At 66.1% G+C, this 21,575-nt stretch carries 24 protein-coding genes and 1 pseudogene; 15 read left to right on the forward strand and 10 right to left on the reverse strand.

Annotation, left to right across the window (positions count from 1 at the left end):
* Positions 1–240 precede the first annotated feature (240 nt).
* Positions 241–633: a hypothetical protein gene (locus CFN78_RS29930; protein ID WP_240519646.1), complete on the forward strand. Its 393-nt coding sequence runs from the start codon at positions 241–243 to the stop codon at positions 631–633.
* A gap of 1,238 nt (positions 634–1,871) precedes the next feature.
* Entirely contained in the window at positions 1,872–2,633 is a 762-nt protein-coding gene (locus CFN78_RS23525; RefSeq protein WP_094865068.1) for a DUF5131 family protein, read from the forward strand.
* Here the strand turns inward: CFN78_RS23525 and tcmP (CFN78_RS29935) are convergent.
* The 5 genes and pseudogenes from tcmP (CFN78_RS29935) to CFN78_RS23545 all read right to left on the reverse strand — a co-directional run bounded on the left by tcmP (CFN78_RS29935) (position 2,626) and on the right by CFN78_RS23545 (position 6,646).
* On the reverse strand, positions 2,626–3,324 hold the full coding sequence (gene tcmP, locus CFN78_RS29935) for a three-Cys-motif partner protein TcmP (protein ID WP_240519647.1): 699 nt from the start codon (positions 3,322–3,324) through the stop codon (positions 2,626–2,628). The two genes, CFN78_RS23525 and tcmP (CFN78_RS29935), sit on opposite strands and share 8 nt — an antisense overlap.
* Positions 3,275–3,778 carry a three-Cys-motif partner protein TcmP gene (tcmP, locus tag CFN78_RS30375; RefSeq protein WP_420807920.1) on the reverse strand — a complete coding sequence of 168 codons (504 nt, stop codon included), beginning with the start codon at positions 3,776–3,778 and terminating at the stop codon, positions 3,275–3,277. The genes tcmP (CFN78_RS29935) and tcmP (CFN78_RS30375) overlap by 50 nt, the downstream gene beginning before the upstream one ends.
* A gap of 7 nt (positions 3,779–3,785) precedes the next feature.
* The gene (gene tcmP / locus CFN78_RS23535) at positions 3,786–5,072 is read right to left on the reverse strand and encodes a three-Cys-motif partner protein TcmP (protein ID WP_094865069.1); all 1,287 of its coding nucleotides are present in this window, start codon (positions 5,070–5,072) and stop codon (positions 3,786–3,788) included.
* A 559-nt stretch (positions 5,073–5,631) separates the two neighbouring features.
* Positions 5,632–5,793 (reverse strand): annotated as a pseudogene (locus CFN78_RS23540) (IS110 family transposase); the annotation flags it as partial.
* 238 nt (positions 5,794–6,031) lie between these two features.
* Positions 6,032–6,646, reverse strand: a complete 615-nt coding sequence (locus CFN78_RS23545) for a TetR/AcrR family transcriptional regulator (protein ID WP_205660628.1) — start codon at positions 6,644–6,646, stop codon at positions 6,032–6,034.
* 78 nt (positions 6,647–6,724) lie between these two features.
* On the opposite strand from CFN78_RS23545, the gene CFN78_RS23550 reads away from it, so the two are divergent.
* The gene (locus CFN78_RS23550) at positions 6,725–7,900 is read left to right on the forward strand and encodes a cytochrome P450 (protein ID WP_094865281.1); all 1,176 of its coding nucleotides are present in this window, start codon (positions 6,725–6,727) and stop codon (positions 7,898–7,900) included.
* A 5-nt stretch (positions 7,901–7,905) separates the two neighbouring features.
* Positions 7,906–8,469, forward strand: coding sequence for a class I SAM-dependent methyltransferase (locus CFN78_RS23555; RefSeq protein WP_240519648.1), 564 nt, complete (start codon positions 7,906–7,908; stop codon positions 8,467–8,469).
* 48 nt (positions 8,470–8,517) lie between these two features.
* On the opposite strand, the gene CFN78_RS23560 is transcribed toward CFN78_RS23555, so the two are convergent.
* Positions 8,518–9,228 carry a class I SAM-dependent methyltransferase gene (locus CFN78_RS23560; RefSeq protein WP_240519649.1) on the reverse strand — a complete coding sequence of 237 codons (711 nt, stop codon included), beginning with the start codon at positions 9,226–9,228 and terminating at the stop codon, positions 8,518–8,520.
* Between the two features lie 229 nt (positions 9,229–9,457).
* On the opposite strand from CFN78_RS23560, the gene CFN78_RS23565 reads away from it, so the two are divergent.
* From CFN78_RS23565 to CFN78_RS23585, 5 genes are all read left to right on the forward strand, one after another.
* Positions 9,458–9,937 carry a GNAT family N-acetyltransferase gene (locus CFN78_RS23565; protein ID WP_094865071.1) on the forward strand — a complete coding sequence of 160 codons (480 nt, stop codon included), beginning with the start codon at positions 9,458–9,460 and terminating at the stop codon, positions 9,935–9,937.
* A 188-nt stretch (positions 9,938–10,125) separates the two neighbouring features.
* Positions 10,126–10,434, forward strand: coding sequence for an ArsR/SmtB family transcription factor (locus CFN78_RS23570; RefSeq protein WP_094865072.1), 309 nt, complete (start codon positions 10,126–10,128; stop codon positions 10,432–10,434).
* A gap of 3 nt (positions 10,435–10,437) precedes the next feature.
* A complete protein-coding gene (locus CFN78_RS23575) occupies positions 10,438–10,917 on the forward strand; it encodes an SRPBCC family protein (RefSeq protein WP_094865073.1) in 480 nt (159 codons plus the stop codon).
* Positions 10,918–10,975: 58 nt separating this feature from the next.
* Entirely contained in the window at positions 10,976–11,611 is a 636-nt protein-coding gene (locus CFN78_RS23580) for a maleylpyruvate isomerase family mycothiol-dependent enzyme (RefSeq protein ID WP_094865074.1), read from the forward strand.
* A 196-nt stretch (positions 11,612–11,807) separates the two neighbouring features.
* A complete protein-coding gene (locus CFN78_RS23585; protein ID WP_094865075.1) occupies positions 11,808–12,428 on the forward strand; it encodes a methyltransferase family protein in 621 nt (206 codons plus the stop codon).
* Here the strand turns inward: CFN78_RS23585 and CFN78_RS23590 are convergent.
* Entirely contained in the window at positions 12,362–13,057 is a 696-nt protein-coding gene (locus tag CFN78_RS23590) for a vitamin K epoxide reductase family protein (protein ID WP_240519650.1), read from the reverse strand. The two genes, CFN78_RS23585 and CFN78_RS23590, sit on opposite strands and share 67 nt — an antisense overlap.
* Before the next feature lie 8 nt (positions 13,058–13,065).
* Entirely contained in the window at positions 13,066–13,740 is a 675-nt protein-coding gene (locus CFN78_RS23595) for a DsbA family protein (RefSeq protein WP_240519651.1), read from the reverse strand.
* A 107-nt stretch (positions 13,741–13,847) separates the two neighbouring features.
* Here CFN78_RS23595 and cmtR point away from each other — a divergent pair, with 107 nt between their 5' ends.
* Positions 13,848–14,192 carry a Cd(II)/Pb(II)-sensing metalloregulatory transcriptional regulator CmtR gene (gene cmtR / locus CFN78_RS23600; protein WP_094865077.1) on the forward strand — a complete coding sequence of 115 codons (345 nt, stop codon included), beginning with the start codon at positions 13,848–13,850 and terminating at the stop codon, positions 14,190–14,192.
* Between the two features lie 31 nt (positions 14,193–14,223).
* On the opposite strand, the gene CFN78_RS23605 is transcribed toward cmtR, so the two are convergent.
* Together CFN78_RS23605 and CFN78_RS23610 are read right to left on the reverse strand one after the other, a co-directional pair.
* Positions 14,224–16,278: a heavy metal translocating P-type ATPase gene (locus tag CFN78_RS23605; protein ID WP_094865078.1), complete on the reverse strand. Its 2,055-nt coding sequence runs from the start codon at positions 16,276–16,278 to the stop codon at positions 14,224–14,226.
* The gene (locus CFN78_RS23610) at positions 16,275–16,637 is read right to left on the reverse strand and encodes an ArsR/SmtB family transcription factor (protein WP_094865079.1); all 363 of its coding nucleotides are present in this window, start codon (positions 16,635–16,637) and stop codon (positions 16,275–16,277) included. Before CFN78_RS23610 ends, CFN78_RS23605 begins: the two co-directional genes overlap by 4 nt.
* Positions 16,638–16,845: 208 nt before the next feature.
* On the opposite strand from CFN78_RS23610, the gene CFN78_RS28830 reads away from it, so the two are divergent.
* The 5 genes from CFN78_RS28830 to CFN78_RS23635 all read left to right on the forward strand — a co-directional run bounded on the left by CFN78_RS28830 (position 16,846) and on the right by CFN78_RS23635 (position 20,879).
* Positions 16,846–17,286 (forward strand): hypothetical protein, encoded by a 441-nt coding sequence (locus CFN78_RS28830; protein WP_133116430.1) that lies wholly within the window; start codon positions 16,846–16,848, stop codon positions 17,284–17,286.
* Between the two features lie 95 nt (positions 17,287–17,381).
* On the forward strand, positions 17,382–18,473 hold the full coding sequence (locus CFN78_RS23620; RefSeq protein ID WP_094865081.1) for a PLP-dependent cysteine synthase family protein: 1,092 nt from the start codon (positions 17,382–17,384) through the stop codon (positions 18,471–18,473).
* Complete coding sequence (locus tag CFN78_RS23625) at positions 18,470–19,753, forward strand: MDR family MFS transporter (protein WP_094865283.1); 1,284 nt, start codon at positions 18,470–18,472, stop codon at positions 19,751–19,753. Before CFN78_RS23620 ends, CFN78_RS23625 begins: the two co-directional genes overlap by 4 nt.
* Positions 19,754–19,790: 37 nt before the next feature.
* Positions 19,791–20,180: a DUF6153 family protein gene (locus tag CFN78_RS23630; protein ID WP_094865082.1), complete on the forward strand. Its 390-nt coding sequence runs from the start codon at positions 19,791–19,793 to the stop codon at positions 20,178–20,180.
* Positions 20,181–20,258: 78 nt separating this feature from the next.
* A complete protein-coding gene (locus CFN78_RS23635) occupies positions 20,259–20,879 on the forward strand; it encodes a DUF305 domain-containing protein (RefSeq protein WP_094865083.1) in 621 nt (206 codons plus the stop codon).
* The last annotated feature ends 696 nt before the right edge of the window (positions 20,880–21,575 follow it).

Genomic DNA, 21,575 nt, shown 5'->3' on the forward strand with positions numbered 1-21,575 from the left:
ATCAACCCCAGACGCGACTACCAACCCACCGGAGCCCCCAAAGGGCCCACCCGCCGACCCCACACATAACAACAGCCGAACCGACACTTCGTCGGTCCGACTGTCGCCGATGTCCTGAGACATCACAGTTGTGCCCTCGGCGGGACTACCAAAGGATGGGAACGGGGCTGACCAGGGACTCTTCACGGGTACGTTGGTGGTCGAGGCGAGTTTCGAGCTTCCGGGCTTTGGGAGTTCGTCGTGACTGCCAGTTCGCAGGCGGTTGCTCGGTTTGTCACGGTTACGATGGGGCTGGTCATCGGGCTCACTTTTCTCTTCGGGTTCGGGAACGTGTTGAATCTGGCGTTGAAGCTGCAGGTACCCGCGTTCGTAGCGCCGCTGGTGGCGCCGGCTGTTGATCTGACGGTGCTGGGGTTGCTCGTGGGTACACGGCACCTGGCCTTGTCGGGGGCAAGTGATGAGGTGCTACGGCCGGCACGTCGTCTGCTGCTCGGGGCGAGCGTGGTGACGCTGCTGTTGAACGTTGCCGATCCGGTGTGTTCTGGCCAGTGGGGTAAGGCGGCATTCGACGCGGTCGGCCGCTCCTGTTGGTTGGGTGGGCAGAAGCAGGTCCCGGCCTCCTTCGTGCCTTGAGCGCTGCGAGTGCCGACCTCGGATCAGCACAGACTTCCGGCCCGCCGTCGACACTGCCGGCGGAGAGGGGCGTGGAACCAATCGCGCGGGCTGCGGCGTTGCAGGGTGATCAAAAGGCGCGAGTCCAACCCAGCCGGACCGGTCACTTCGATGAGGAACTCGTCGAGAGGGCTCGGCAAGCGGACGCCGACCACTGGCGACGCCATGGGCGCCCGATCTCGGCGGAGAATCTCAGGAAGCAGCTCCGGATCGCCGCCCGGACCTCACGCACTCTGGTGAGGGTCGTTCGCCCGGAGAACTCTCCGGGAATAGCCCAGCTACAACGAACTAACTAACCGAAGGGTTGTTGGTTCGAGTCCAACCGAGGGAGCAAAGCGCAGGCCAGAGGTCTGGGCTTTCGCGTTAGGGTGCTAGGGGCGATTTAGCTGTCTAGTTTGGTCGCCGTTCCGGTGCCCGGACGGTGGGCGCCGCAGCCGAGCAGTGGTGTTCCGCATGGTCGACGCTCAGTACCGAGTCGCGCTACGCAAACGGCCTCAGTTCGCTTAGCGCTGACCGATCCACTGGTACGGCAGCTCGGATGTCATTTCCTGAGCGACGCTGATGAGCATCGCCAACACTGGCGTCCGAGTGGGAATCTCTGCGCAGGACGCGTGTTCACGTGACCGGCCGTCGACGAAGTTCCAGAGCATTGTGTGCGTTCGAATCCCCGGTGCGACTCCTGCGGCTATCACACCGGTTTTGCCTGGCGGGCTGCTGATCCTGGCCGAGGCTCTGGTCCGCGGCTCCATGGCCGAGGAAACTGCTGTTGCAACGCCTTCGCCGAGCCCGTCCGCGCCGAATAGCGGCGGACCCTGATGCGGTTCTTCGGCTTGGGAGCGGAACGCTCGCGCCTGCTGATGCGCACCGTCCGTGCGGGCCGCGAGCACGCTGTCCATGGCGATGGTGGTCGCCTTGCGATGCCCGATCGACCGGCATGACTAGCGCGGGTGTCATGTCCAATGACTGGCAGCTGTCTGTCCCCGTAGGGAACGACGCGCTCGAGTCTCTGGGCGCCGCTGCCACATTAGGTGGGATGAGGTGACCGTCGCTCTTGCACTATTCGAACGTTCGTTCTAATTTCAGGGTGGTTGTCGCAGTTGGCGGGTGGTGAAGCGAAGAGGGGATGAGTAGGGGTACTCGGTGGGCATGGTGCCCTGTGCCTCTAGTGTTCGGTCCTGATCTGAATGAGGAGTGGCGGCATGGCTGACGGCAGTTCGATCGAATGGACGGAGGCGACTTGGAACCCGACGACAGGTTGCGATCGAGTGTCGGCAGGCTGCGATAACTGCTATGCCCTCGCGCTCGCCAAGCGGTTGAAGGCGATGGGGGCCACGAAATATCAAACAGATGGTAACCCGAGTACGTCGGGGCCTGGGTTTGGCATTGCAGTACATCAGGATGCGTTGGCGTTGCCGTACCGGTGGCGGCAGCCGCGGCTTGTTTTCGTCAACTCGATGTCGGATCTGTTCCACGCAAAGGTGCCGATTGGGTTCATCCGGGACGTGTTTGCGGTCATCGCCGATACCCCTCAGCACACATATCAGATGCTGACGAAGCGGTCGCTGAGACTGCGGCGGTTCGCAGACCGTCTGAGCTGGCCACCGAATCTGTGGATGGGCGTGTCGGTCGAAGACGAGTCGCAACTTTATCGCGTTGACCATTTGCGTGAGGTCCCTGCAGCGGTCAGGTTCATATCAGCCGAGCCCCTGCTTGGTCCGCTAAATGGGTTGTCGCTGTCGGGAATTGGATGGGTGATCACGGGGGGTGAGTCCGGTCCGCGGGCGCGGCCGTGCGATACCGCTTGGGTTCGTGGCATCCGCGACGCGTGCACAGATCTCGACGTTCCGTTCTTTCACAAGCAGTGGGGCGGTATTCGTCCCAAGTCGTTGGGGCGAGAGCTGGACGGTCGTACCCACGACGGGATGCCTACGCGACGTTCTCTTGCCGTGAACGTCAGGTGAGCGAGCTTGTGAGGCGGACGATGCTGCCGCGGTACAAACCTCGTCGGTCGCTCTCGATCAACCCTTCTTGCCGGAGGTTCTTCAGCGTTTGGATGACATGTTGAGGTCGGTAGACCGTTTCGAACAGCGCGAAATCGCGGAGGGTCTCGACCCTGAGCCCGTCCGCGGCGGCGTGCTTCAGCCTGGCGATTAGTAGCCGGCCTAGGGGGGACAGCACGGGGTCGGCCAACTCGAACAGAGTTTCGGCTTGCTCGTCGCGAGGGTCACGGAAGCCGACGCCGTAGACCCGGTCGACCTCCCAGGCTGAATCTTTCATCTTCTCGAGGCCGCGACGGTGATTTGTGCCGAAGACCAGGTAGAGGGACTCGCCGCGCACGTCGATCAGTTCGAAGTCGAGCAGGAACTTGAAACCGGCTTTGGAGAGAGTCTTCCGGTAGCACGTGAGGATGTGTTGCCGTTTCGCCTGGACAGTGGCCATCGAGTCGATCTGCCGCCAGTTCGGATCACCGCCGAAGACTTCGTCGGCGTCTGGGCCCATCTTGGAGACGAAGCGAATGAAGTGTTGTGTGCCGAGAGTGATGATGACCTCTGATGACGGGTTGTGAGCGATGCGCTGCAGTAGTCGATAGGTGACGGGGACGTTACCCCAGGAATCGAGCACAGCGAGTATTGGCTGTCCCCAGGCGTTCATGGAATTGAGTTGGGGTTCGAGGGCTTTCCGCGCACGTGCCATTTTTGATCTTGATCGGCAGCTTTTCGCTGCTTCGCGGGCGTTCGGGAAACCTGCGTGTCAATTGCTCGCGGAGCATTTCTGTACACCTGACGTCATCGTCAATGAAGATCATTTTCACGATGGGGTCAGGGTTGGGTACCTTTTCAAGAAGCGCTTGTATGGCGATGATCGGCGAGCCTGGGTGGTCGTCCTCGTAGACGCCCGGGCCGGCGAAGCCTTCGGCATATGTGGCCGACTTGTAGGCGTTGGTACCGCGCAGCAAGATCGGGAACCATCGCTCAAGGTATCGGCGATAGATGTCGTGCTTCGCCCCTGTGTGGTCTGCTCGTTTCCAAGGCACTGGGCCGTCAACGGGCACGCTCAACCCCCTACAACGACACACCGTAACACTGTCAACGCAAAGAGTGCTCATTTTTACGTTACAGGTCGCTGGCCTTCACCTCAACGCTGGTTCGTTGCTGCGCGTGGAGTCGGTGGCCGCGGTACGTGTTGATGTCCTTGGCGTACGGCCTGGGTTCCAGAATGCCGTCCCGATAGAGGCGGGACAGCGCTTGTCGTAGGTGCTTGTCCCATGCCTGCCCGAACGTGTCGGGGCCGAACAGGACATAGGCGTCCTGGGGAAGGTCGATGCGTCCGCGTTCGGTAAGGAGGTTCCGGGTCCGGCGTTCGATGATGTCCACCCACGATGATTGGCGAGCCTCTTCTTCGGCTGGGAACGGGTCTGTGATGGAGAACAGGCTGTCCTCGACGGTGTTGGGCGGGGGACTGCAGTAGCGGCGCCACTCGGCGGCTGCTCGGGCGGCGGCTTCTCGTATCCACCAGACGCCATCTGGGTGGTGAGTGAAGTGCACGAGCCAGTAGAGAGGCTGCTTGTGGGCCCGGTCTCTGACCGGGATTAGGCTTGTTGAGCAGTTGGTCTTGAGCTGAAGTCGCTGAGCGTAGCCGCGCGCAATTTGTGCGATGGCTGGTGCGGTCGAGTCAGATGACAGGTAGATCTCTCGCCACCAGTCCCCACCGAGTACGGCATCGAGCCGAAAGAGTGTGTTCTCCTGCTGAGGGCTTCGGGCGGCCCGCCGCAGGTAACCGCCGGCGCGGCTGAACGCCATCGCGATGAAGTTCAGCAGAACCTCGGTCTTACGCCCATAACCTTGTCTTGGGCGATTGAGAACGGACGCGACTTCTTCGAACGTGGGGCCTAGACCGTACGGGTCAACGAACATGAAGAGGGGTGAATTGCCAGCAAAGGCCAGGGCCTCCTGGAGGTGGTCACTTGCCCGTCCACGGCGTGTAATCCAATGAGCTCCGGCTGGCATGTTGTCAGTGAGAAGCTGCCGCAGGTGGTCGTGATTACTTTTGCGGGCCTCGACGAAAAAACAGTCGATACGTCGAAGCTTCTGCATTTCCGAGACGTCTTGTGCCACCAGCAGCGGACTCCCTGCGGTGCCGTCGTCGTATGCACCGCGACCTGCGTGGGTGTCGACATAGGCTAGCCGCCTATCGGCCTCCGTTGAGCCTGCCTTCCCCACAAACTTAGGGAAGTAGGTCTTCAGAAGTTTGTGTTTAAAGACCGCGGATGCTTGCTTCGAGACGAAGAACGGATCGTCAGACCCCATGCCTTCTTCGCCGCCAGCCTCGCCACTGAGGGCGTAGTCCTCGAGTTCCGCCTTCGTCAGACCTTGATCTGTCGGCTCGTCGTCTGGCGTCATCGCTGCCCTCCCGTGTGGTGGTAACGACCAATTCGCGAACGGGAGCGATTATGCTACGCCAGGGCGATAACGATCTGGCCAAACATGCTCAAACTGTCATTCTGGCGCGGCAGGACGAGAACAGCACCCTACTTCTGGATTATGACCGGGACGGGCATGCAATCTCAACGCTGAGCCCCGTTGGCGGCGGATGGCGTCCTGGTCGCTCGATCGAGTTGGCTTGAAATTTCCGGCAGCGGGGTGACAGCGACCTTGAACGTCGATCTCGGCAAGCGTCTATGCCGCATGCTCGGCACCCTTCCTCGAGTGCAGCAGCAGATCGTCGCCCCACCTATCGCCGTCGGCCTCTCATCTGCGGAGACCTCCGAAGCCCTCGGTACCCCGTCGACAATGTGCGTGCCATCCGCCACCGTGCGCAGGTCAGACTCCGGGCAGCGGTGAACACGACGAGTTCAACCCTTCTTGACCTCAAGTCAATGGAGGCCTCGATCTCGACGCGGTCCGGCGCTACAAGCCATGCCCGGCACCACGTTCGCAGAAAGGAATCTCAATGGTCGTGTCAAGCTGTCGAGGTGATCGGTGTTGGCGCGGCCCAGAGTACGTCGACCAGTCGTCGTGTCTGGGCGAGCAGGGCTTGGGTTTGAATGCGTCGTTCGCCGCGTTTCTTGTCGTAGAAGGCGCGCGAGGGGCCGTCGCCACGCAGGCTGAAGAGGGAGGCCATTCCCTTGGAGCCACCGTGCGGCAACCAATCATCAGCCACACGCCCTGGGCATCCAGGGCACTAAGCCCGGAACACCAATAACCTTCGGGAACCAGTTATGACTGCCGCATTGCTGACGATCTCCGGCTTTCGCGCGACGTCCGCCCTGTAAGTCGAATTCCTCGGCCTCGATGAGGTGGGACTGCACGGGGGAGCGACGGATCGGCTCCTCCGCGACCACGACGATCCGCCGATCGGATTACGGGCTAGGCGAAAATCCGCGGTCGCTGGGGCTTGCGGCTTGCATGACGGCGTGCACGACGTGGCCGATTCGTTCGGCGGCGTTGTCGGGGTCGGGTTGGCCGGCGTCGAGCCAGGCGATGACGGCCTCGATGGTGACTGTGGGCAGCAGCCGTGCGGCCCATCTGGCCCACGGGCCGTCCGGGATTCGTCCGGTGAGGTTGCGTCCTGCGACTTCGGTGGAGTTGGCGGCGAGTGCGTCCATAATGTCGCGGAACTCCGGTTCTCTTGCCGCGTAATGGAACAGCAGGCGGAATCCGTCCGGGTCGTCGGCCGCTGCGTTGAGCATCTTCTGGATGGTGTCTTCGTCGAAATCGTCGTCGCCGACAGTGGCTGCGAGTCTGGTGCATGCCCGATCAAGCACTGCTCGGTACAGGTCGGGCTTCGAGTCGAAGTGCCGGTAGAGGAGTACCCGGGTCACGGCGGCCTCAGTGGCGATGTCGTCGAGGCCGGTTGCGGCGAATCCGGCGCGAGCGAATGCCCGTGTCGCCGCGGCGAGGATCTGCTCCCGGCGTTCGGCCCGTGGTAGCCGCACGGTTGCCGACTTTTGCTCCGGGCTCATCAGCACCTCCATCTTGTTTACGTGGGAGTATACAAGTACTGTGGTTTACTTCAAGGTAAACACACGTGAGTGAACATCAGGGGGATGGTCATGAGTGCTGCGATATGGTTGCCGTTCGAGCAGCCTGGTCCGGTCGACGTCGCACCGGTGCTGAGCGCGCTGCAGGCCGAAGGCGCCGTGCACCGGGTGCATACCGCGGTCGGCGACGAGGCGTGGCTGATCACCAGCTACCCGCTCGTGCGCGATCTTCTCGCAGACGAGCGACTGGGCCGTTCGCATCCGGTGCCGGAGACCGCGGCCCGTACCGGTGAGTCGGCGTTGTTCGGCGGGCCGATGGGCGACTTCGATACCGAGCACGCCGACCACGCCCGGATGCGGGCCCTGCTGCAACCGCTGTTCACGCCGAAACGCATGCGCGCTCTGGACTCCCGCGTCGAGACACTCACGACGGAGTTGCTTGACAAGTTCGCCGACCGGCCGCATCCCGCGGACCTGGTTGCGGCAGTGGCGGTGCCGTTGCCGATCCTGGTGATCTGCGAGCTACTCGGTGTGCCGTATGCCGATCGCGACCGCTTTCGGTCCTGGACCCGGGCGGCCGCCGACATTCGCGAGCGTGCCCGCTCCGAACGAGGACTTGCCGATCTGTTCGGCTACGGCAAAGACCTCGTCGCCCGCAAACGTGCCGATCCTGGTGACGATGTGATCAGCCGGCTCTGCGAGGCCGACGGAGTCAGCGACGACGAGATCGCCGCCCTGTCGATGTCGTTGTTGTTCGCCGGGCACGAGACCACCGTCGTCCACATCGGACTCGGCGCACTGCTGCTGCTCACCAATCCCGACCAACGCAATGCCGTGCTGGAGGACCACCACCTCGTCGGGTCGGCCGTGGAGGAAATGCTGCGCGCTCCGGGCAAAACTGGTGGTGGCATTCCGCGCTATGCCCGCGCCGACTTCGAGATCGGCGGCGTCACCATCCACGCGGGCGAGTTGGTGCTGCTCGACACCAGCGCGGGCAACCACGATCCCGCCGACTTCCCCAATCCCGATCGGTTCGACGTCACGCGCCGGGACGCCCCGCACCTGACATTCGGGCACGGCCTGCGCTACTGCATCGGCGCCCCGCTTGCGCGGATGGAACTGCGCGCGGTGTTCTCCCAGTTGATACCGCGATTTCCCGACATCCGGCTTGCGGTACCGGTTCACGATCTGCGGACGCATCGGAACACTCTGACCGGCGGGCTCACCGCACTGCCGGTCAGGTGGTGACCACGATGACGAAGCATCGGCTGTTCGGACGGCTGTACCCGGCGATGAGCCGCGCCCTCGACCAGGCGGGCATGGCCGAGCGTCGCACCGCGCTCCTCACCGGGCTCACCGGCGAGGTCGTCGAGATCGGGGCCGGCCATGGCGTCAACTTCGCCCACTACCCGCCCACAGTCACGCGCGTTCTCGCGGTCGAGCCACAGCCCCACTTGAGGGTGCTGGCCGCCGCGCAGGCGGCGGGTGCGCCGGTGCCGGTTGAGGTCGCCGACGGCGACGCCGAACACCTGACCATCCCGGACCGGTCGGTGGACGCCGTGGTCGTGTCCCTGGTGCTGTGCTCGGTGCGCGGTCAGGACGAGGTGCTCTCCGATGCGCGGCGGGTGCTCACCCCCGGAGGGCAGCTCCGATTCCTCGAACACGTCCGAGCCGGCACCGCTGGCCTGGCCCGAGTGCAACGTGCCCTCGACACCACGATCTGGCCACACCTCGCCGGTGGATGCCGCCTGGGCCGCGACACCCTCGCCGCCATTCACCGTGCGGGGTTCACATCATCGACCTCGACCAGTTCCTGATGCCCGCCGCGAAGACCCCGTTCTCCTTCCACGTGCGCGGCATCGCGACTACGCCGGGCGGGTCTGGGTGACCTGCCACAGTCTGCGCGGCAACTCGCCTTCCTCGAATGCGTGTACCTCGTCCAGTGCCCAACCGTCCGCGAGGGTGTCGACCAGGGCGCGGTCGAAGAAGTGCACCGCGAATCCGCCATTCTCAAAGATGTTGTCGCCGTGCTCGATGCCGGCGCCGTAGTGCGCGTCGCCGGTGTGGCGCACCGTGTACACGAGTACCCCGCCCGGAACCAGGACCCGCTCGATCTCATTGACCAGCGCCTGAATCTCTTCGGTGGAGATTGCCATGCACAGCAGCATGTGCGCGAACACTGCGTCCACACTGGATTCCGACAACGGCAACCGGGTACGCACGTCGTGCACGATCGTCTGGACCCGCCCGTCCAGCCCGTCGGCGGCAGCACGCGCTGCGAGCGAGTCGAGTCCGATGGCGCTGAAGTCCGCAGCGGTCACCGAGAACCCGTTCCGGGCGAAGAACAACGCGTCCCTGCCCTGCCCGGCCCCGAGCTCCAGCACGCGGCTCGCACCGGCGGTGCCGAACCGTTCGGCCGCCGCCACCGCCGGTTGCGACGGCACCTCGCCATACATCTCCGGGTGCTGCCGATAGGTTCTGTCCCAATGTGTCCGCTGCTGCCCGGCCAAGGTAGGGCTTGGATCGTTCGTTGCCACCGGTTTCCCTTCCCGTCTTACGCGAACCAGCCAGTTCACGGGAGATGCTGCCAGTAAACTCGACTCTGGTTGGGGCGGGCGGGCGGCTCCGGCGACGTCGCGCCGGGTACTCGCCGCGCTCCTTAGCGCGGCATAGTCGAGCGCCACTGCGCGGCTACCCGTCCACGACTGACGCGGCTCGCGTAATCAACCGACCGAATTAATTAGCAGATTTGTCCGGGAAAATTCGATATTTTCAGGATTAATGGAAACCGCTAGCGTGTGATTCATGACGATACGTATCACGCACGCCGTCACATCCGATGTTGATGCCCTTGTTTCCTCGGTGGCGGCGTTGTTCGCCGAGGACGGTGGAACCCACGATCCCTATATGGACACCAGTTGGCCCGACCGTCACGGTGCCGCGTTCTACGCTGGTGCCATCAACGATACGGATTCCTTGGTGTTGCTAGCGAAGCACGACGATGCCGCCGGGGTGATCATCGGCCATCTTGTCGATCGTCTGAAGCGCGGCAACCCGCTTCGCCCGCATGCGGTCACTGCGATTCTGGAAAGCATGCGCGTCACCGAGAATCACCGTCGGCAAGGAACAGGATCCGCGCTGATCGCAGAATTCCTGCGGTGGTCCGACGATCATGGGGCGAACCAGGCGATTGTCACCGCGTTCGCCGCGAATGACACCGCCATGTCGTTGTATCAGGCGCACTCGTTTGCGCCGTTCGAGATGACATTGCATCGCCCGCTGTGACTCGGTCGCCCACAGGTACGGGCGGGAATCAGCGAACGCATCGCCGGGTGCCTCGCATGGCACGCCAGAGACTGTGGGGAGCGGTGCTGCGCGTTCCCGGTGGGCATAACTCGTGCGTATCGGACCTGCGTAAGCCGGGTAACACGCCCTTGACGCCTCGCTAACGTAAGTATTGGCTTACGTTAGTGGTGGCTTACGCGGTTGATCCGTGGACGGCGCTCGGGGATCCGAGTCGCCGGCTGATCTTCGAGCGCCTCACCGAACGGTCGCAGTCAGTCACCGAGATCGCCGACGGGATGCCGATCAGTCGGCCGGCGGTCTCGCAGCACCTGCGAGTGCTGAAACAGGCGTGCCTGGTCCGGGACCGGCCGGTAGGCACGCGGCGCATCTACGAGGTCGACCCGCAGGGTCTGGCGGCGCTGCGCGGGGAGCTGGATCGCTTCTGGGGCAAGACGTTGGAGAACTTCAAACAGCTTGCGGACGAGGAAGGGGACTAGGTCATGACGGCATCCACCGAGACCACCGTGCGGCAGGAGATCACCGTTGCCGTGCCGGTTGAGCGAGCGTTCGCGGTGTTCACCGAGCAGTTCGACCGGATCAAGCCTCGCGAGCAGAACCTGCTGGCTGTTCCGATTGTGGAGACGGTGTTCGAGACGCGTGTGGGCGGATCGGTCTATGACCGCGGCGAGGACGGATCGGTGTGCCGGTGGGCGCGGGTGCTCGTGTTCGAGCCGCCGCAGCGGTTCGTGATCAGTTGGGACCTGACGCCGCAGTGGCAGATCGAGACCGACCCCGACCGGTGCAGCGAGGTCGAGGTCCGCTTCCTGGCCGACGGGCCGAACCGGACCCGGGTGGAACTGGAACACCGACACCTGGACCGCCACGGTGCAGGGTGGCAGGGCGCGCGCGAAGGCGTCGCCGACGACCGCGGCTGGCCGCTGTACTTGCGCCGCTTCGCCGACCTGGCCGCCAGCGCATGAGCCGCACCGACGTCATGTCCCTGGCCGAGGCCGAGCGACAGGACCTGGCCGCCAGCGCATGAGCCGCACCGACGTCATGTCCCTGGCCGAGGCCGAGCGACAGGACCTGGCCGACTTCCTCGACACCCTTGCCACCGACGACTGGCAAGCACCGACGCTGTGCTCGGACTGGACGGCGCACCAGGTGGTCGCCCATGTGATCAGCTTCGAGGAACTGAGCCGGCCACAATTGGTGGCACGTTTCGTCAAGGGATGGCTCGGACCGGGCAACGTCAACTCAGTCGGAGTGCGCGAGTACGTGACTCGCTCTCCATCTGAGTTGATCGCTCTGGTCCGGGCGTATGCCCTGCCGCGCGGGTTGACCGCGGGATTCGGTGGAGCCATCGCCCTCACCGACGGTCTGATCCACCATCAGGACATTCGGCGCTCGCTCAAGCAGCCACGGTCGATTCCGCCCGAACGACTCGTCGCGGCATTGCAGATGGCGGTGCGGGCGCCCACGCTGCCCGCGCGCCGCAATACTCGCGGGCTACGGCTCGTCGCGATCGACATCGACTGGGACTTCGGGCAAGGCCCCGAGGTGACCGGTTCAGGTGAAGCACTGCTGATGGCGATCGCGGGACGTCCAGCGGCCCTCGCCGACCTCCACGGACCCGGCCTTGACACCCTCGCCGCCCGACTGCCCTCGCCGTAGCTGAGTGCCACCGCCTGTGCCCGGTGACGGCCAGCGGTCCCGGCTGCTGACGTGTGGCCGGGCGGATTCACGAGGCCGGTCGCCGCCTCCGCGCACTGCTCCGTCGTCGCTATCGGACCGAGCTCAATGGAAACCTGTTAGTTCATCGATTGCTGTACTACAGTAAACGGTGAACTGTCTGGGGAAGGGATGTCCGATGGCGGTACTCGCGCTGGTCCTGTACGTAGCGTTTCTGGTGCTGGCGTTCGGGGTGCGCAGTGTCATGCAGTGGCGGGCGACGGGTTCGGCCGGATTCCGTGGTATCAGCGGGAATCCGAGATCGGCGGACTGGTGGGGTGGCGTGTTGTTCGTCGTGGCGGTGGTAGTCGGTGTGGCGGCGCCGGGGCTGCAATGGACCGGCGTGCTGAGTCCGGTCGGCGTCCTGGATGCGGCGTGGATCCAGGTGGTGGGGCTGGTTCTCGCACTGGGCGGGATTGGGGCGACGGTGGCGGCGCAGCAGAGCATGGGGCGGTCGTGGCGGATCGGTGTCGAAGCCGCCGAGCGCACCGAGTTGGTGACCGGTGGGGCGTTCGCGTGGGTGCGGAACCCGATTTTCACCACGATGGTCACCGCCGCGCTCGGGCTGGGGTTGCTTGCGCCGAACGTGCTCGCGCTGGCGGGTCTGGTCGCGTTGCTGCTCGCGGTGCAGCTCCAGGTGCGCCGGGTTGAGGAGCCGTATCTCCTCGTCGTGCACGGTCAGGCTTATCGCGACTATGCCGCCCGCGCGGGGCGATTCCTGCCGATGCTCGGACGGCTGCCCGCGATCGCGTCTAGCTGAGCAGGCTGGACCAGAACGTCCAGAACGCCTGGCCGATCAAGGCAATCAGCACGATGAACCACAGGGTCAACACGGCACTGTGGTATCGGGCCAAGGACCGTGGTGACCGGGCGCAGCGGTCCCGGGGCCGGGAGGTGGCCGGCGGTGAGATTGTGCAGGGTGGTGTACCAGAAGATCGGGATGGTTACGGCCCACACGATCATGCAGTACGGGCACAGCGCGCCGATGCGGTACACGCTCTGCACAAACAGCCAGTGCACGAACACCACGCCGAACGTCGCGCCGAGCTGCAGTCCGAGCCAGACCCAGCGCGGCACCCGGGATCCGGCGAGCAGCAGCACGCCGATCGTGGTGACGATGGGAAAGCCGAGTACGCCCAGGATCGGGTTGGGAAACCCGAACACCGCAGCCTGGGGCGTGTTCATCACCGAACCGCAGGACAGGATCGGGTTGAGGCTGCAACTGGGGATATAGCTGGGATCGGCAAGCAGCGCGACCTTCTCGATCAGCAGGAGTGTCGCGGCCAGCGAACCGACCGCGCCGCCGATCGTCAGGATCCAGGCGACGGTACGCGCGAACGTCGGCACCGCGGTGTCGGGGGCGTCGGTGCTGGTCGCTGTGGAAGACATCGACGCGGCTACTGGGCCAGGGCCGCGTCGACGGCCGAGGTGAGATCGTCGAGGGAGCGGATCGTCAGTTTCTTGCCGTTGAGGAAAAAGGTCGGCGTGCCCTGGACCCCTACCCCTGCTTGCTGGCCGTCGGCCTGGTCGCGGCTGATGCGGTCGTTCGTCGCGGCGGCGTCCCAGTCGGCCTGGAATCGAGGGACGTCGAGTCCGATCCGGCGGGCGTAGTCGAGGAAGCGGTCCCGCTGAGGGGTTTCCTGGTGGCCCCATTCGGCCTGGTTGTCGAACAGCGTGGTGTACATGGCCTCGAACTTGCCCTGTGCCGCGGCGGCTTGCGCGGTCTGCGCGGCGAGTTGCGCGTTGGGGTGGCTGGCGATCGGGAAATACCGCACCACATAAGTGATGCGCCCGGCGTAAGTCTTTCGCAGCTGCTCGACCGCGGGATAGGCGGCGCCGCAGGATTCGCACTCGAAATCGAGGAACTCCACCAGGGTGACCTTGCCGTCGGGCGCGGTGGACAAGCGGTGGCTGTCCTCGCGCACCAGTAGTTCCGCCGGCACGGTGGGAGTGCCATCGGCGGCGGCTTCGGGTGCCGGAGCACTGTCAGGACGGGTCGCGACCAGCAGGATCGCCACCACCAGCGTGGCCACCGCGGCCAGCACGATCGTCACCTTCAGATTGCGCGTCATCATCCTCAATCCCACGGGAGCCGGAGGCGCTTCCACAAGGGGCAAAACCGGCGAACTGGACTATTCACGGCGCACTGTACAACAGCAGGCGCTGTACAGTTCTACGCGTGGTGACGTCTGAAACGCATGAAGCGGCCCTCGCCAGGGTCGGCCGCGCTCTCGCCGACCCGACACGCTGCCGCATTCTGCTGGCCCTGTTGGAAGGGCCGGGCTATCCGGCGCAGCTGGCTGAGCGGCTGGAGCTGAGCCGGTCGAACGTGTCCAACCATCTGGCCTGTCTACGCGGCTGTGGCCTCGCGCTGGCCACGTATCAGGGCCGTCAGGTCCGCTACGAACTCGCCGACCCGCACCTGGCCCGAGCCCTGCGCGAGCTGCTCGTCGTGGTCCTGGCGGTCGACCCGGGCCAGTCCTGCGACGAACGCGTCCCGCCTCGGGCCGTCGCGGCGCCGTAGACCGCGGCCCGTGCAGTCTTATCCCGGCGCGTCACGGCTTCTTCACGGTGAGCGGGATCGTGGTGGCGGTCTTCTGTGCGACCGGCGGTGTGGGCGAACAGCACGCGCAGCCGTCGGTGGTTTCCGCTGATGGGTCGGCCGGAATCTGTTGCGCTGCAACGGTGTCCGGTGCCGGGGCACCGCGCAGGGGGCGCAGTCGTCCGGCGCGGACGCCGTTGCCGATGACGAAGACTTCGGCGAGTTCGTGGATGAACACGACGGTGGCCAGCCCGAGGGTTCCCAGTGCGGCCAGGGGGACGAGCACCAGCACGATCGCGGCGGACAGGGCGATGTTCTGCAGCATGATGATCCGGGCGCGGCGGGCGTGGGCCAAGGCTTGGGGCAGGTGGCGCAGGTCGGTGCCCATCAGGGCGACGTCGGCGGTGTCGATGGCGACATCGCTGCCCATGGCGCCCATGGCGATGCCGACGTCGGCGGTGGCCAGGGCCGGTGCGTCGTTGATGCCGTCGCCGACCATCGCCACCGACCCGCTGGCGCCGCCGCCGAGCCGTTGGATGTGGTCGGCTTTGTCGGTCGGGCGGAGCTCGGCATAGACATCAGTGATACCCGCTTGCTCGGCCAGGGCGGCCGCGGTGCGGGTGTTGTCGCCGGTGAGCATCACGACCCGCAGACCGGCAGCGTGCAGGGCGGCGACGGTTTCGGGGGCTTCGGGGCGGAGTTCGTCGCGGATGCCGACCACGCCGAGCACCGTGCCGCCGCGTTCGATGACCGCGACGGTGGTGCCGCCGTCCTGGAGCCGCTGCACCTCGTCGGTGAGGGTTCCGGGGTCGGTCCAGCTCGGTCTGCCGAGCCGGGCCTGGATGCCGTCGACGGTGCCTTCGAGCCCAGCGCCAGGAACCGTGATCACCTCGTCCGCGGGGGCCGCATCGGGTGCGGCGGCGAGGATCGCGGCGGCGAGAGGGTGCTCGCTGCGGGCTTCCAGCGCGGCGGCGACGGCGAGGACCGTGTCGGTGCTGTGGCCGTCGACGGCGATGATCTCGGTGACGGCGGGGGAGTTGCGGGTCAAGGTGCCGGTCTTGTCCAGCGCGACGGTGCGCACGGCGCCGAGGGTTTCCAGGGCGGCGCCACCCTTGACCAGCACACCGAGTCGGCTGGCGGCGCCGACCGCGGCGATCACGGTGACCGGCACCGAAATGGCCAGCGCGCAGGGCGCGGCGGCGACCAGCACGACCAGGGCCCGCTCGATCCACGTCGCCGGATCACCGAAGATCGCGCCGAGCCCGCCGATGAGCACGGCGAGGACCATGATGGCGGGCACCAGCGGGCGGGAGATCCGGTCGGCCAGGCGCTGACGGGCGCCCTTGCGCTGCTGCGCGTCCTCGACCACCCGCACGACCTTGGCCAGCGAGTTGTCCGCGACGGTCGCCGTCGCCTCGACGGTCAACACCCCGGTGCCGTTGATGGACCCGGCATACACCTCGGCACCGGGCCCGGTTTCCACCGGAACCGATTCGCCGGTGATCGCGGACGTGTCGAGACTCGACCGGCCGGAGACCACCACGCCATCACTGGCGACACGATCACCGGCGCGCACGACCATCTGATCGCCCACCCTGAGTTCGGCAGGCGCGATCGTCACCTCGGCGCCACCACGCACAACGGTCACCGTCTCGGGAACCAGCGCCAGCAGCGCACGCAAACCGCGGCGGGTGCGGGCCAGCGAATAGTCCTCCAGCGCTTCGCTGATGGAAAACAGGAACGCCAGCATCGCGGCCTCACCGAACTGACCGAGGATCAGCGCCCCGACCAGGGCGATGGTCATCAGCGTGCCGACACCGATCCGGCGCCGCCACAACGCTCGCACCGTGCCCGGCACGAACGTCGCGCCACCAACCGCCGCTCCAGCCAGATGCAGCACAATCCCCGCAGTGCCCGCGCCCAGCCAGCCCACGACGAACCCCGCGGTCAACAGCAGACCGGACAGCGCGGCGAGTTGAAGCTCGCGCACCTGCCAGAGTCGTTGCGGCGCTTCGGCTTCGCGGTCGTCGGCGTGGCTGTCGCCGGTGTCGCAGCACAGGTCGCTCACGCCGGTTCCTCCTGCGCGAGCGTGCCGGCCACCGCGTCGAGCAGATGGTGCCCGGTCGGGTTGAGCCGGTACATCACCAGCTTCCCATCGCGGCGGGAATCGACCAGACCCGCCGACCGCAGCTGCCGCAAATGATGCGACACCAACCCCTGGGACGATCCGACGATCCACGCCAGGTCACACACGCACAGCACCTCGCCCACATGCAGGGCATGCGCGATCCGCAACCGGGTCTGATCCCCGAGAGCCCGCATCCGTTCCGCGCGCAACGCGACCTCCTCAGCCGTGGGCAGCGCGGCACGCAGCGCCTCGGCATGGTCGAAGTCGATACACAACAAGTCGCAGCGGTCATCGCTCATACCCAACAAACTAACGTCCGTCGATATGTTGAGTCAACTATCGGAGATGTCGCTCGCCACCTCCGCCGAAGGGCTACTCGTGCGTTGTAGCGGTGTGATCGGGTGAGCCGGGCCACCCTGGTCGGTGATGGCGTTACCGAGTCGGTACTTTGTTGTAACTGTGAGAGGCCAGGCGCGGGTTCGGCGTGCGAGCGGGTTCGCTCGTGCTGTGCTTGTGCTGGGCGTTTTCCTGTCCTACCTGGCGATGCACGCGCTGCCGTGTATCGGTGAACATCAGCATGTTCAGCCTGCGGCGTCGGTCGAGCCACTGGTCGTGGCCACCGACGATCACGATGTGGCCCACGGCGCCCATGAGCACGATGCGGCGCACGGCGCCGATGAGCATCCGGTCGGTGAACCGGTTCCGGCCAGCGCGCCCGGCTGCCACAGCGACCAGGACACGCCGACGGATCCGGACCATGAGGAATGCGTCGCGTTGCCGCGGACGGCGGATGCCGGTCCGGCGGCGCCGGTGGCGGCGTTCGCCCTGGTGCCGATGCTCTCGTTCGGTCTGCGCGACGCGCGTTACGCCGGTCGTGGGCGGCGGCGCCGGCGATGTCGGGGATCGATCTCTCTCACGCCGTATGCGCTCTGTGTGTTGAGGCGCTGACAGGTCCATCCGCTGCTGCCCTGGGGTAGTGGCGGCCCGGATCTGTCACGCCTCGTTGCGGCTTGGTGCCGCACCACAGAACAGGACATTTCTTGATGCCCTCGCATGATGTGACCCTGCCCGTACCCGCGCCCGATCCGGTCGCGCCGCAACTGGCGGCGTTCGTCGGCAACACGCCGGTGACCTGGATCGACCGCCCGTTCACCGTTGATGGCCGCGGGTTCTGGGCGAAGTTGGAAGGCCACAATCCCGGTGGCATGAAGGACCGTCCCGCGCTGCACATGGTCGCCCGGGCCCGTGAGCGCGGGGAGCTGGAGCCTGGCGGGCTGGTCGTGGAGTCGACCAGCGGCACCCTCGGGCTCGGCTTGGCGTTGGCCGGGATCGTCTACGGCCATCCGGTCGCGCTGGTCGGCGATCCGGGGATGGAGCCGATCATCCTGCAGCTCCTGCGGGCCTACGGGACCCGCGTCGATATCGTCACCGAGCCGGATCCGGTGGGCGGTTGGCAGGAGGCGCGGCGGCAGCGGGTGGCGGAGATCGTGGCGGAGAATTCGGGTGCGTTCTGCCCGGATCAGTACAACAACCCGGACAACGTCGAGGCCTACCGCCCGCTGGCCACGGAGCTGGCAAAGCAGCTCGAGCACATCGACACCCTGGTCTGCTCGGTGGGCACTGGCGGCCATTCGGCCGGCGTGTCTCGCGTGCTGCGGCAGCGGTTTCCGCGGATGCGGCTGATCGGCGTCGACACGGTCGGCTCGACGATTTTCGGGCAGCCTGCCCGCAAGCGGCTGATGCGTGGGCTGGGATCCAGTATCTATCCGGGAAATGTCGATTACGGCGCGTTCGACGAGGTGCACTGGGTGAGTGCGGCGGAGTCGGTGACCACCTGCCGGCGGCTGGCTGCCGCCCAGTACACCTCCGGTGGGTGGAGTGTCGGCGCGGTCGCTCTGGTCGCCGGGTGGGCCGCCCGTCACGAGCCGTTGGGTGCTCGGATCGCGGCGATCTTCCCGGACGGCCCGCAACGCTATTTCGACACCGTGTACAACGACGAGTTCTGTGCCGAGCACGGCCTTTTGGGCGCCGCGATGCCAGACGAGCCCGACGTCATCGACGATCCGCTGCACCATGAAGTGACCCGCTGGTCCCGGTGCACGGACGTGGCCGCCCCGGCGGGGGTGGCGCGGTGAGCGGGGTGCTGACGCAGTTCCGATCGTTCGACCGCCCGGTGCAGTTGTTAGCGCTTAACCAGTTCACCATCAACATCGGCTTCTACATGCTGATGCCGTATCTGGCCGCGCACCTCTCGCTGGGTCTCGGGCTGGCCGGGTGGCTGGTCGGGTTGATCCTCGGGGTCCGGAATTTCTCCCAGCAGGGCATGTTCCTGCTCGGCGGGGCGCTGGCCGACCGGTTCGGCTACAAGCCGCTGATCGTGGCCGGATGCGCGTTGCGGACCGGCGGGTTCGCCATGCTCGGGCTGGTCGACACGGTGCCCGCGTTGGTGATCGCCTCGGCCGCGACGGGGTTCGCCGGGGCGTTGTTCAACCCGGCGGTGCGGGCGTATGTGGCCAAGGACGCCGGGGAGCGCCGGGTCGAGGCGTTCGCCCTGTTCAACGTGTTCTACCAGTCCGGGATTCTTCTTGGTCCGCTGATCGGGCTCGCGCTGACCGGTATCGCGTTCCAGGTGACCTGTCTGGTCGCGGCCGTGGTGTTCGCCGGGCTGACTGTGCTGCAGATCCGCGCACTGCCCGCCCGTAGCGATGCCGAGCACACCGAGGCCGCCCGGTCGTCGACCGGAGGCTGGAAGACGGCGCTGCGCAACCGGCGGTTCCTCGCGTTCTCCGCGGCGATGATCGGCTCCTATGTGATGTCGTTCCAGGTGTATTTGGCGCTGCCGCTGGAAACCCGGCGGCTGGCGCCGTCTGACACGATCGGCACCATCGAGGTCGGGGTGTTGTTCGCGGTGTCCGGGCTGATCGCGATCGCGGGGCAGTTGAAGATCACCGCGTGGTGCCGTCGGCGGTGGTCGCACGGGCGCTGCCTGGTGGTCGGGTTGACGTTGATGGGCTCGGCGTTCGTCGCACCGTTGCTGACCGCCGCGGCGGGGCCGGGCGAGTCGTGGTCGTGGAGTGCGGCGTGGACGTTCGTGCCGCTGCTGGTGTCGATCAGCCTGCTGACCCTGGGCACGGTGGTGGTGTTTCCGTTCGAGATGGACACCATCGTTTCGTTGTCCGGAAACCGTCTGGTGGCAACGCATTACGGGCTCTACAACACGATCTGCGGTATCGGGATCGCGGTCGGCAACCTGGCCACCGGGTCCGCGCTCGATCTGGCCCGGGACGCCGGGGTGCCGTGGTTGCCGTGGGTGGTGCTGATCGGGGTCGGCGCGTTGTGCGCGAGCGCGATCCACGCGCTGGGCCGCTCAGGGCGGCTCGAACCGGCGGCTGCCCCGGCCCTGGCGACCACGTGAGCGAGTGCGGCCGCCGGGACGCCACTACGGTGGAAGCATGAGCGGCAAGGCTCGGGGCGGATTCGCGCGATGGCTGCTGTTGTGCGCCGTCGCGCTGGGCGTGGTGGCCATGCACCACGTCGGCGCCGAACCCGGCCACCCGCCCACGGGCCACCACAGTGCCGCGGTCTCGGTGGCGGAGCATCCGTCGATGCTGCCGCTCGCCGACGAACCGATGCCTCATGGCGGCGGGCACGACCTCGGGCACCTGTGCCTGGCCATCCTCGGCGCCGCGGCCGGGGTGGCCCTGGCCCTGCTGCTCGTCTACGCCCACCGCGGCCAGGCGCGGGAACTGCGGCGCGGCATCGGGGCGTGGGCCGCGGCGCGCGGCCCGCCGCCCACACCTGGACGGCACATTCTGCTCACCTCGTGCGTACTTCGGCAGTGATCACCACCCGCGTCGCCAACCCGTTGGCACGCATGGCAATGACGTGATCACACCGACCCACGAACTCGAGGAATTCCCATGAGGACAATGAAAATGATCGGCTTCGCCGTGTCCGCGGTGGCGCTGAGCGCGGCCCTGGCCGCGTGTGGCGGCGAGGAATCGCAGCACCACCCCGAAACTCCCGCTCCGTCCAGTGCGGCTCCGGCCGCGCCGGCTCCGGCGCAAGGGCAGTCGAATCAGGCGGACATCACCTTCGCCCAGCAGATGATCCCGCACCACCAGCAAGCGGTCGAGATGGCGAAGCTGGTCGCCGGGCGCACTAGCAATCAGCAGGTGATCGACCTGGCCGCGCAGATCCAGCAGGCCCAGGACCCGGAGATCCAGACCATGACGGCGTGGCTTCAGCAGTGGGGCGCCCCTGTTCTTGCCCCGATGCCGGGGATGGACCACAGCGGTCACGGCTCGATGCCGGGGATGATGTCCGCCGAGGACATGGGCAAGCTCGAACAGTCCAAGGACACGGCGTTCGACACGATGTGGCTGACGATGATGGTCGACCACCACCAGGGCGCGATCGACATGGCCACCACCGAGCAGCAGCAGGGCGCCAGCGCCGAGGCCAAGCAGCTCGCCGGCCAGATCATCACCGCACAACAGGCGGAGATCGCCACGATGAACGGTCTGCTCAACAAGAAGTAGCCCGTCGGCACGGTGTGAGGTGCACTGCACACCGCACCTCACACCGTGTCGCCCGCCCTCCTGTCCTGTGTGGACAGTGAGCTGGGTTTGTCCCACCTACGCCACGATTTCTTCCTGGCGCTGGGAATGGGGACGTTGCCGAGTCGGGTAATCAGAAACGAGGCCACGGCCAGCAGTGTCTGCGAGCGAGTTCCCCGCAGCCAAGCTCTCGATCGATCGTGAAGGTCACACGCCGGTCGCCGAGCGACTAACAACGATAGTACTATCTCGATAGTGGACAGAGAGGGCCGAGCTGCCTAGTGTGGCAGCGGGCCTGCGGGGCGGTCCGCAGAGTTGTTGACCTACAAGGAGATGCAGCACACGTGAGACCGCACCGGTTCCGCAGGACAGCAGTGGCCGCCGCCATGTCGGCGCTCGTGGTGACGCTCGCGCCGCCGACGATGGCCCAGCCCGCCGACCCGGACACCTCGGACGCGCGTGAGCGCTACGAGGAACTGGGCGTGCAGGCCGCCACGACCGAGGAAGACCTCTCCGAAGCCGAAGGACTGTTGGAGGTCAAGCAGCGCGAACGCGAGTCCTCCGACGCCGACCTGGCCGCCGCGACTCAGACCGCCGACGAGGCAGGCGTGCAGCAGCAGCAGTTTCAGGGTGCGGTGGACCAGTTCACCTCGGCCTCGTTTCGCGGTGCCCGGCTGG

The organism is Amycolatopsis antarctica, from assembly GCF_002262875.1.
Classification (GTDB): Bacteria; Actinomycetota; Actinomycetes; order Mycobacteriales; family Pseudonocardiaceae; genus Amycolatopsis; species Amycolatopsis antarctica.

Coding starts and splice junctions, on each gene's coding strand:
- CFN78_RS23525 (WP_094865068.1), top strand. CDS start 1,872: ATGGCTGACGGCAGTTCGATCGAATGGACGGAGGCGACTTGGAACCCG.
- tcmP (WP_240519647.1), bottom strand. CDS start 3,324: ATGAACGCCTGGGGACAGCCAATACTCGCTGTGCTCGATTCCTGGGGT.
- tcmP (WP_420807920.1), bottom strand. CDS start 3,778: ATGAGCACTCTTTGCGTTGACAGTGTTACGGTGTGTCGTTGTAGGGGG.
- tcmP (WP_094865069.1), bottom strand. CDS start 5,072: ATGACGCCAGACGACGAGCCGACAGATCAAGGTCTGACGAAGGCGGAA.
- CFN78_RS23545 (WP_205660628.1), bottom strand. CDS start 6,646: ATGGAGGTGCTGATGAGCCCGGAGCAAAAGTCGGCAACCGTGCGGCTA.
- CFN78_RS23550 (WP_094865281.1), top strand. CDS start 6,725: ATGAGTGCTGCGATATGGTTGCCGTTCGAGCAGCCTGGTCCGGTCGAC.
- CFN78_RS23555 (WP_240519648.1), top strand. CDS start 7,906: ATGACGAAGCATCGGCTGTTCGGACGGCTGTACCCGGCGATGAGCCGC.
- CFN78_RS23565 (WP_094865071.1), top strand. CDS start 9,458: ATGACGATACGTATCACGCACGCCGTCACATCCGATGTTGATGCCCTT.
- CFN78_RS23575 (WP_094865073.1), top strand. CDS start 10,438: ATGACGGCATCCACCGAGACCACCGTGCGGCAGGAGATCACCGTTGCC.
- CFN78_RS23580 (WP_094865074.1), top strand. CDS start 10,976: ATGAGCCGCACCGACGTCATGTCCCTGGCCGAGGCCGAGCGACAGGAC.
- CFN78_RS23585 (WP_094865075.1), top strand. CDS start 11,808: ATGGCGGTACTCGCGCTGGTCCTGTACGTAGCGTTTCTGGTGCTGGCG.
- CFN78_RS23590 (WP_240519650.1), bottom strand. CDS start 13,057: ATGTCTTCCACAGCGACCAGCACCGACGCCCCCGACACCGCGGTGCCG.
- CFN78_RS23595 (WP_240519651.1), bottom strand. CDS start 13,740: ATGACGCGCAATCTGAAGGTGACGATCGTGCTGGCCGCGGTGGCCACG.
- CFN78_RS23610 (WP_094865079.1), bottom strand. CDS start 16,637: ATGAGCGATGACCGCTGCGACTTGTTGTGTATCGACTTCGACCATGCC.
- CFN78_RS23620 (WP_094865081.1), top strand. CDS start 17,382: ATGCCCTCGCATGATGTGACCCTGCCCGTACCCGCGCCCGATCCGGTC.
- CFN78_RS23630 (WP_094865082.1), top strand. CDS start 19,791: ATGAGCGGCAAGGCTCGGGGCGGATTCGCGCGATGGCTGCTGTTGTGC.
- CFN78_RS23635 (WP_094865083.1), top strand. CDS start 20,259: ATGAGGACAATGAAAATGATCGGCTTCGCCGTGTCCGCGGTGGCGCTG.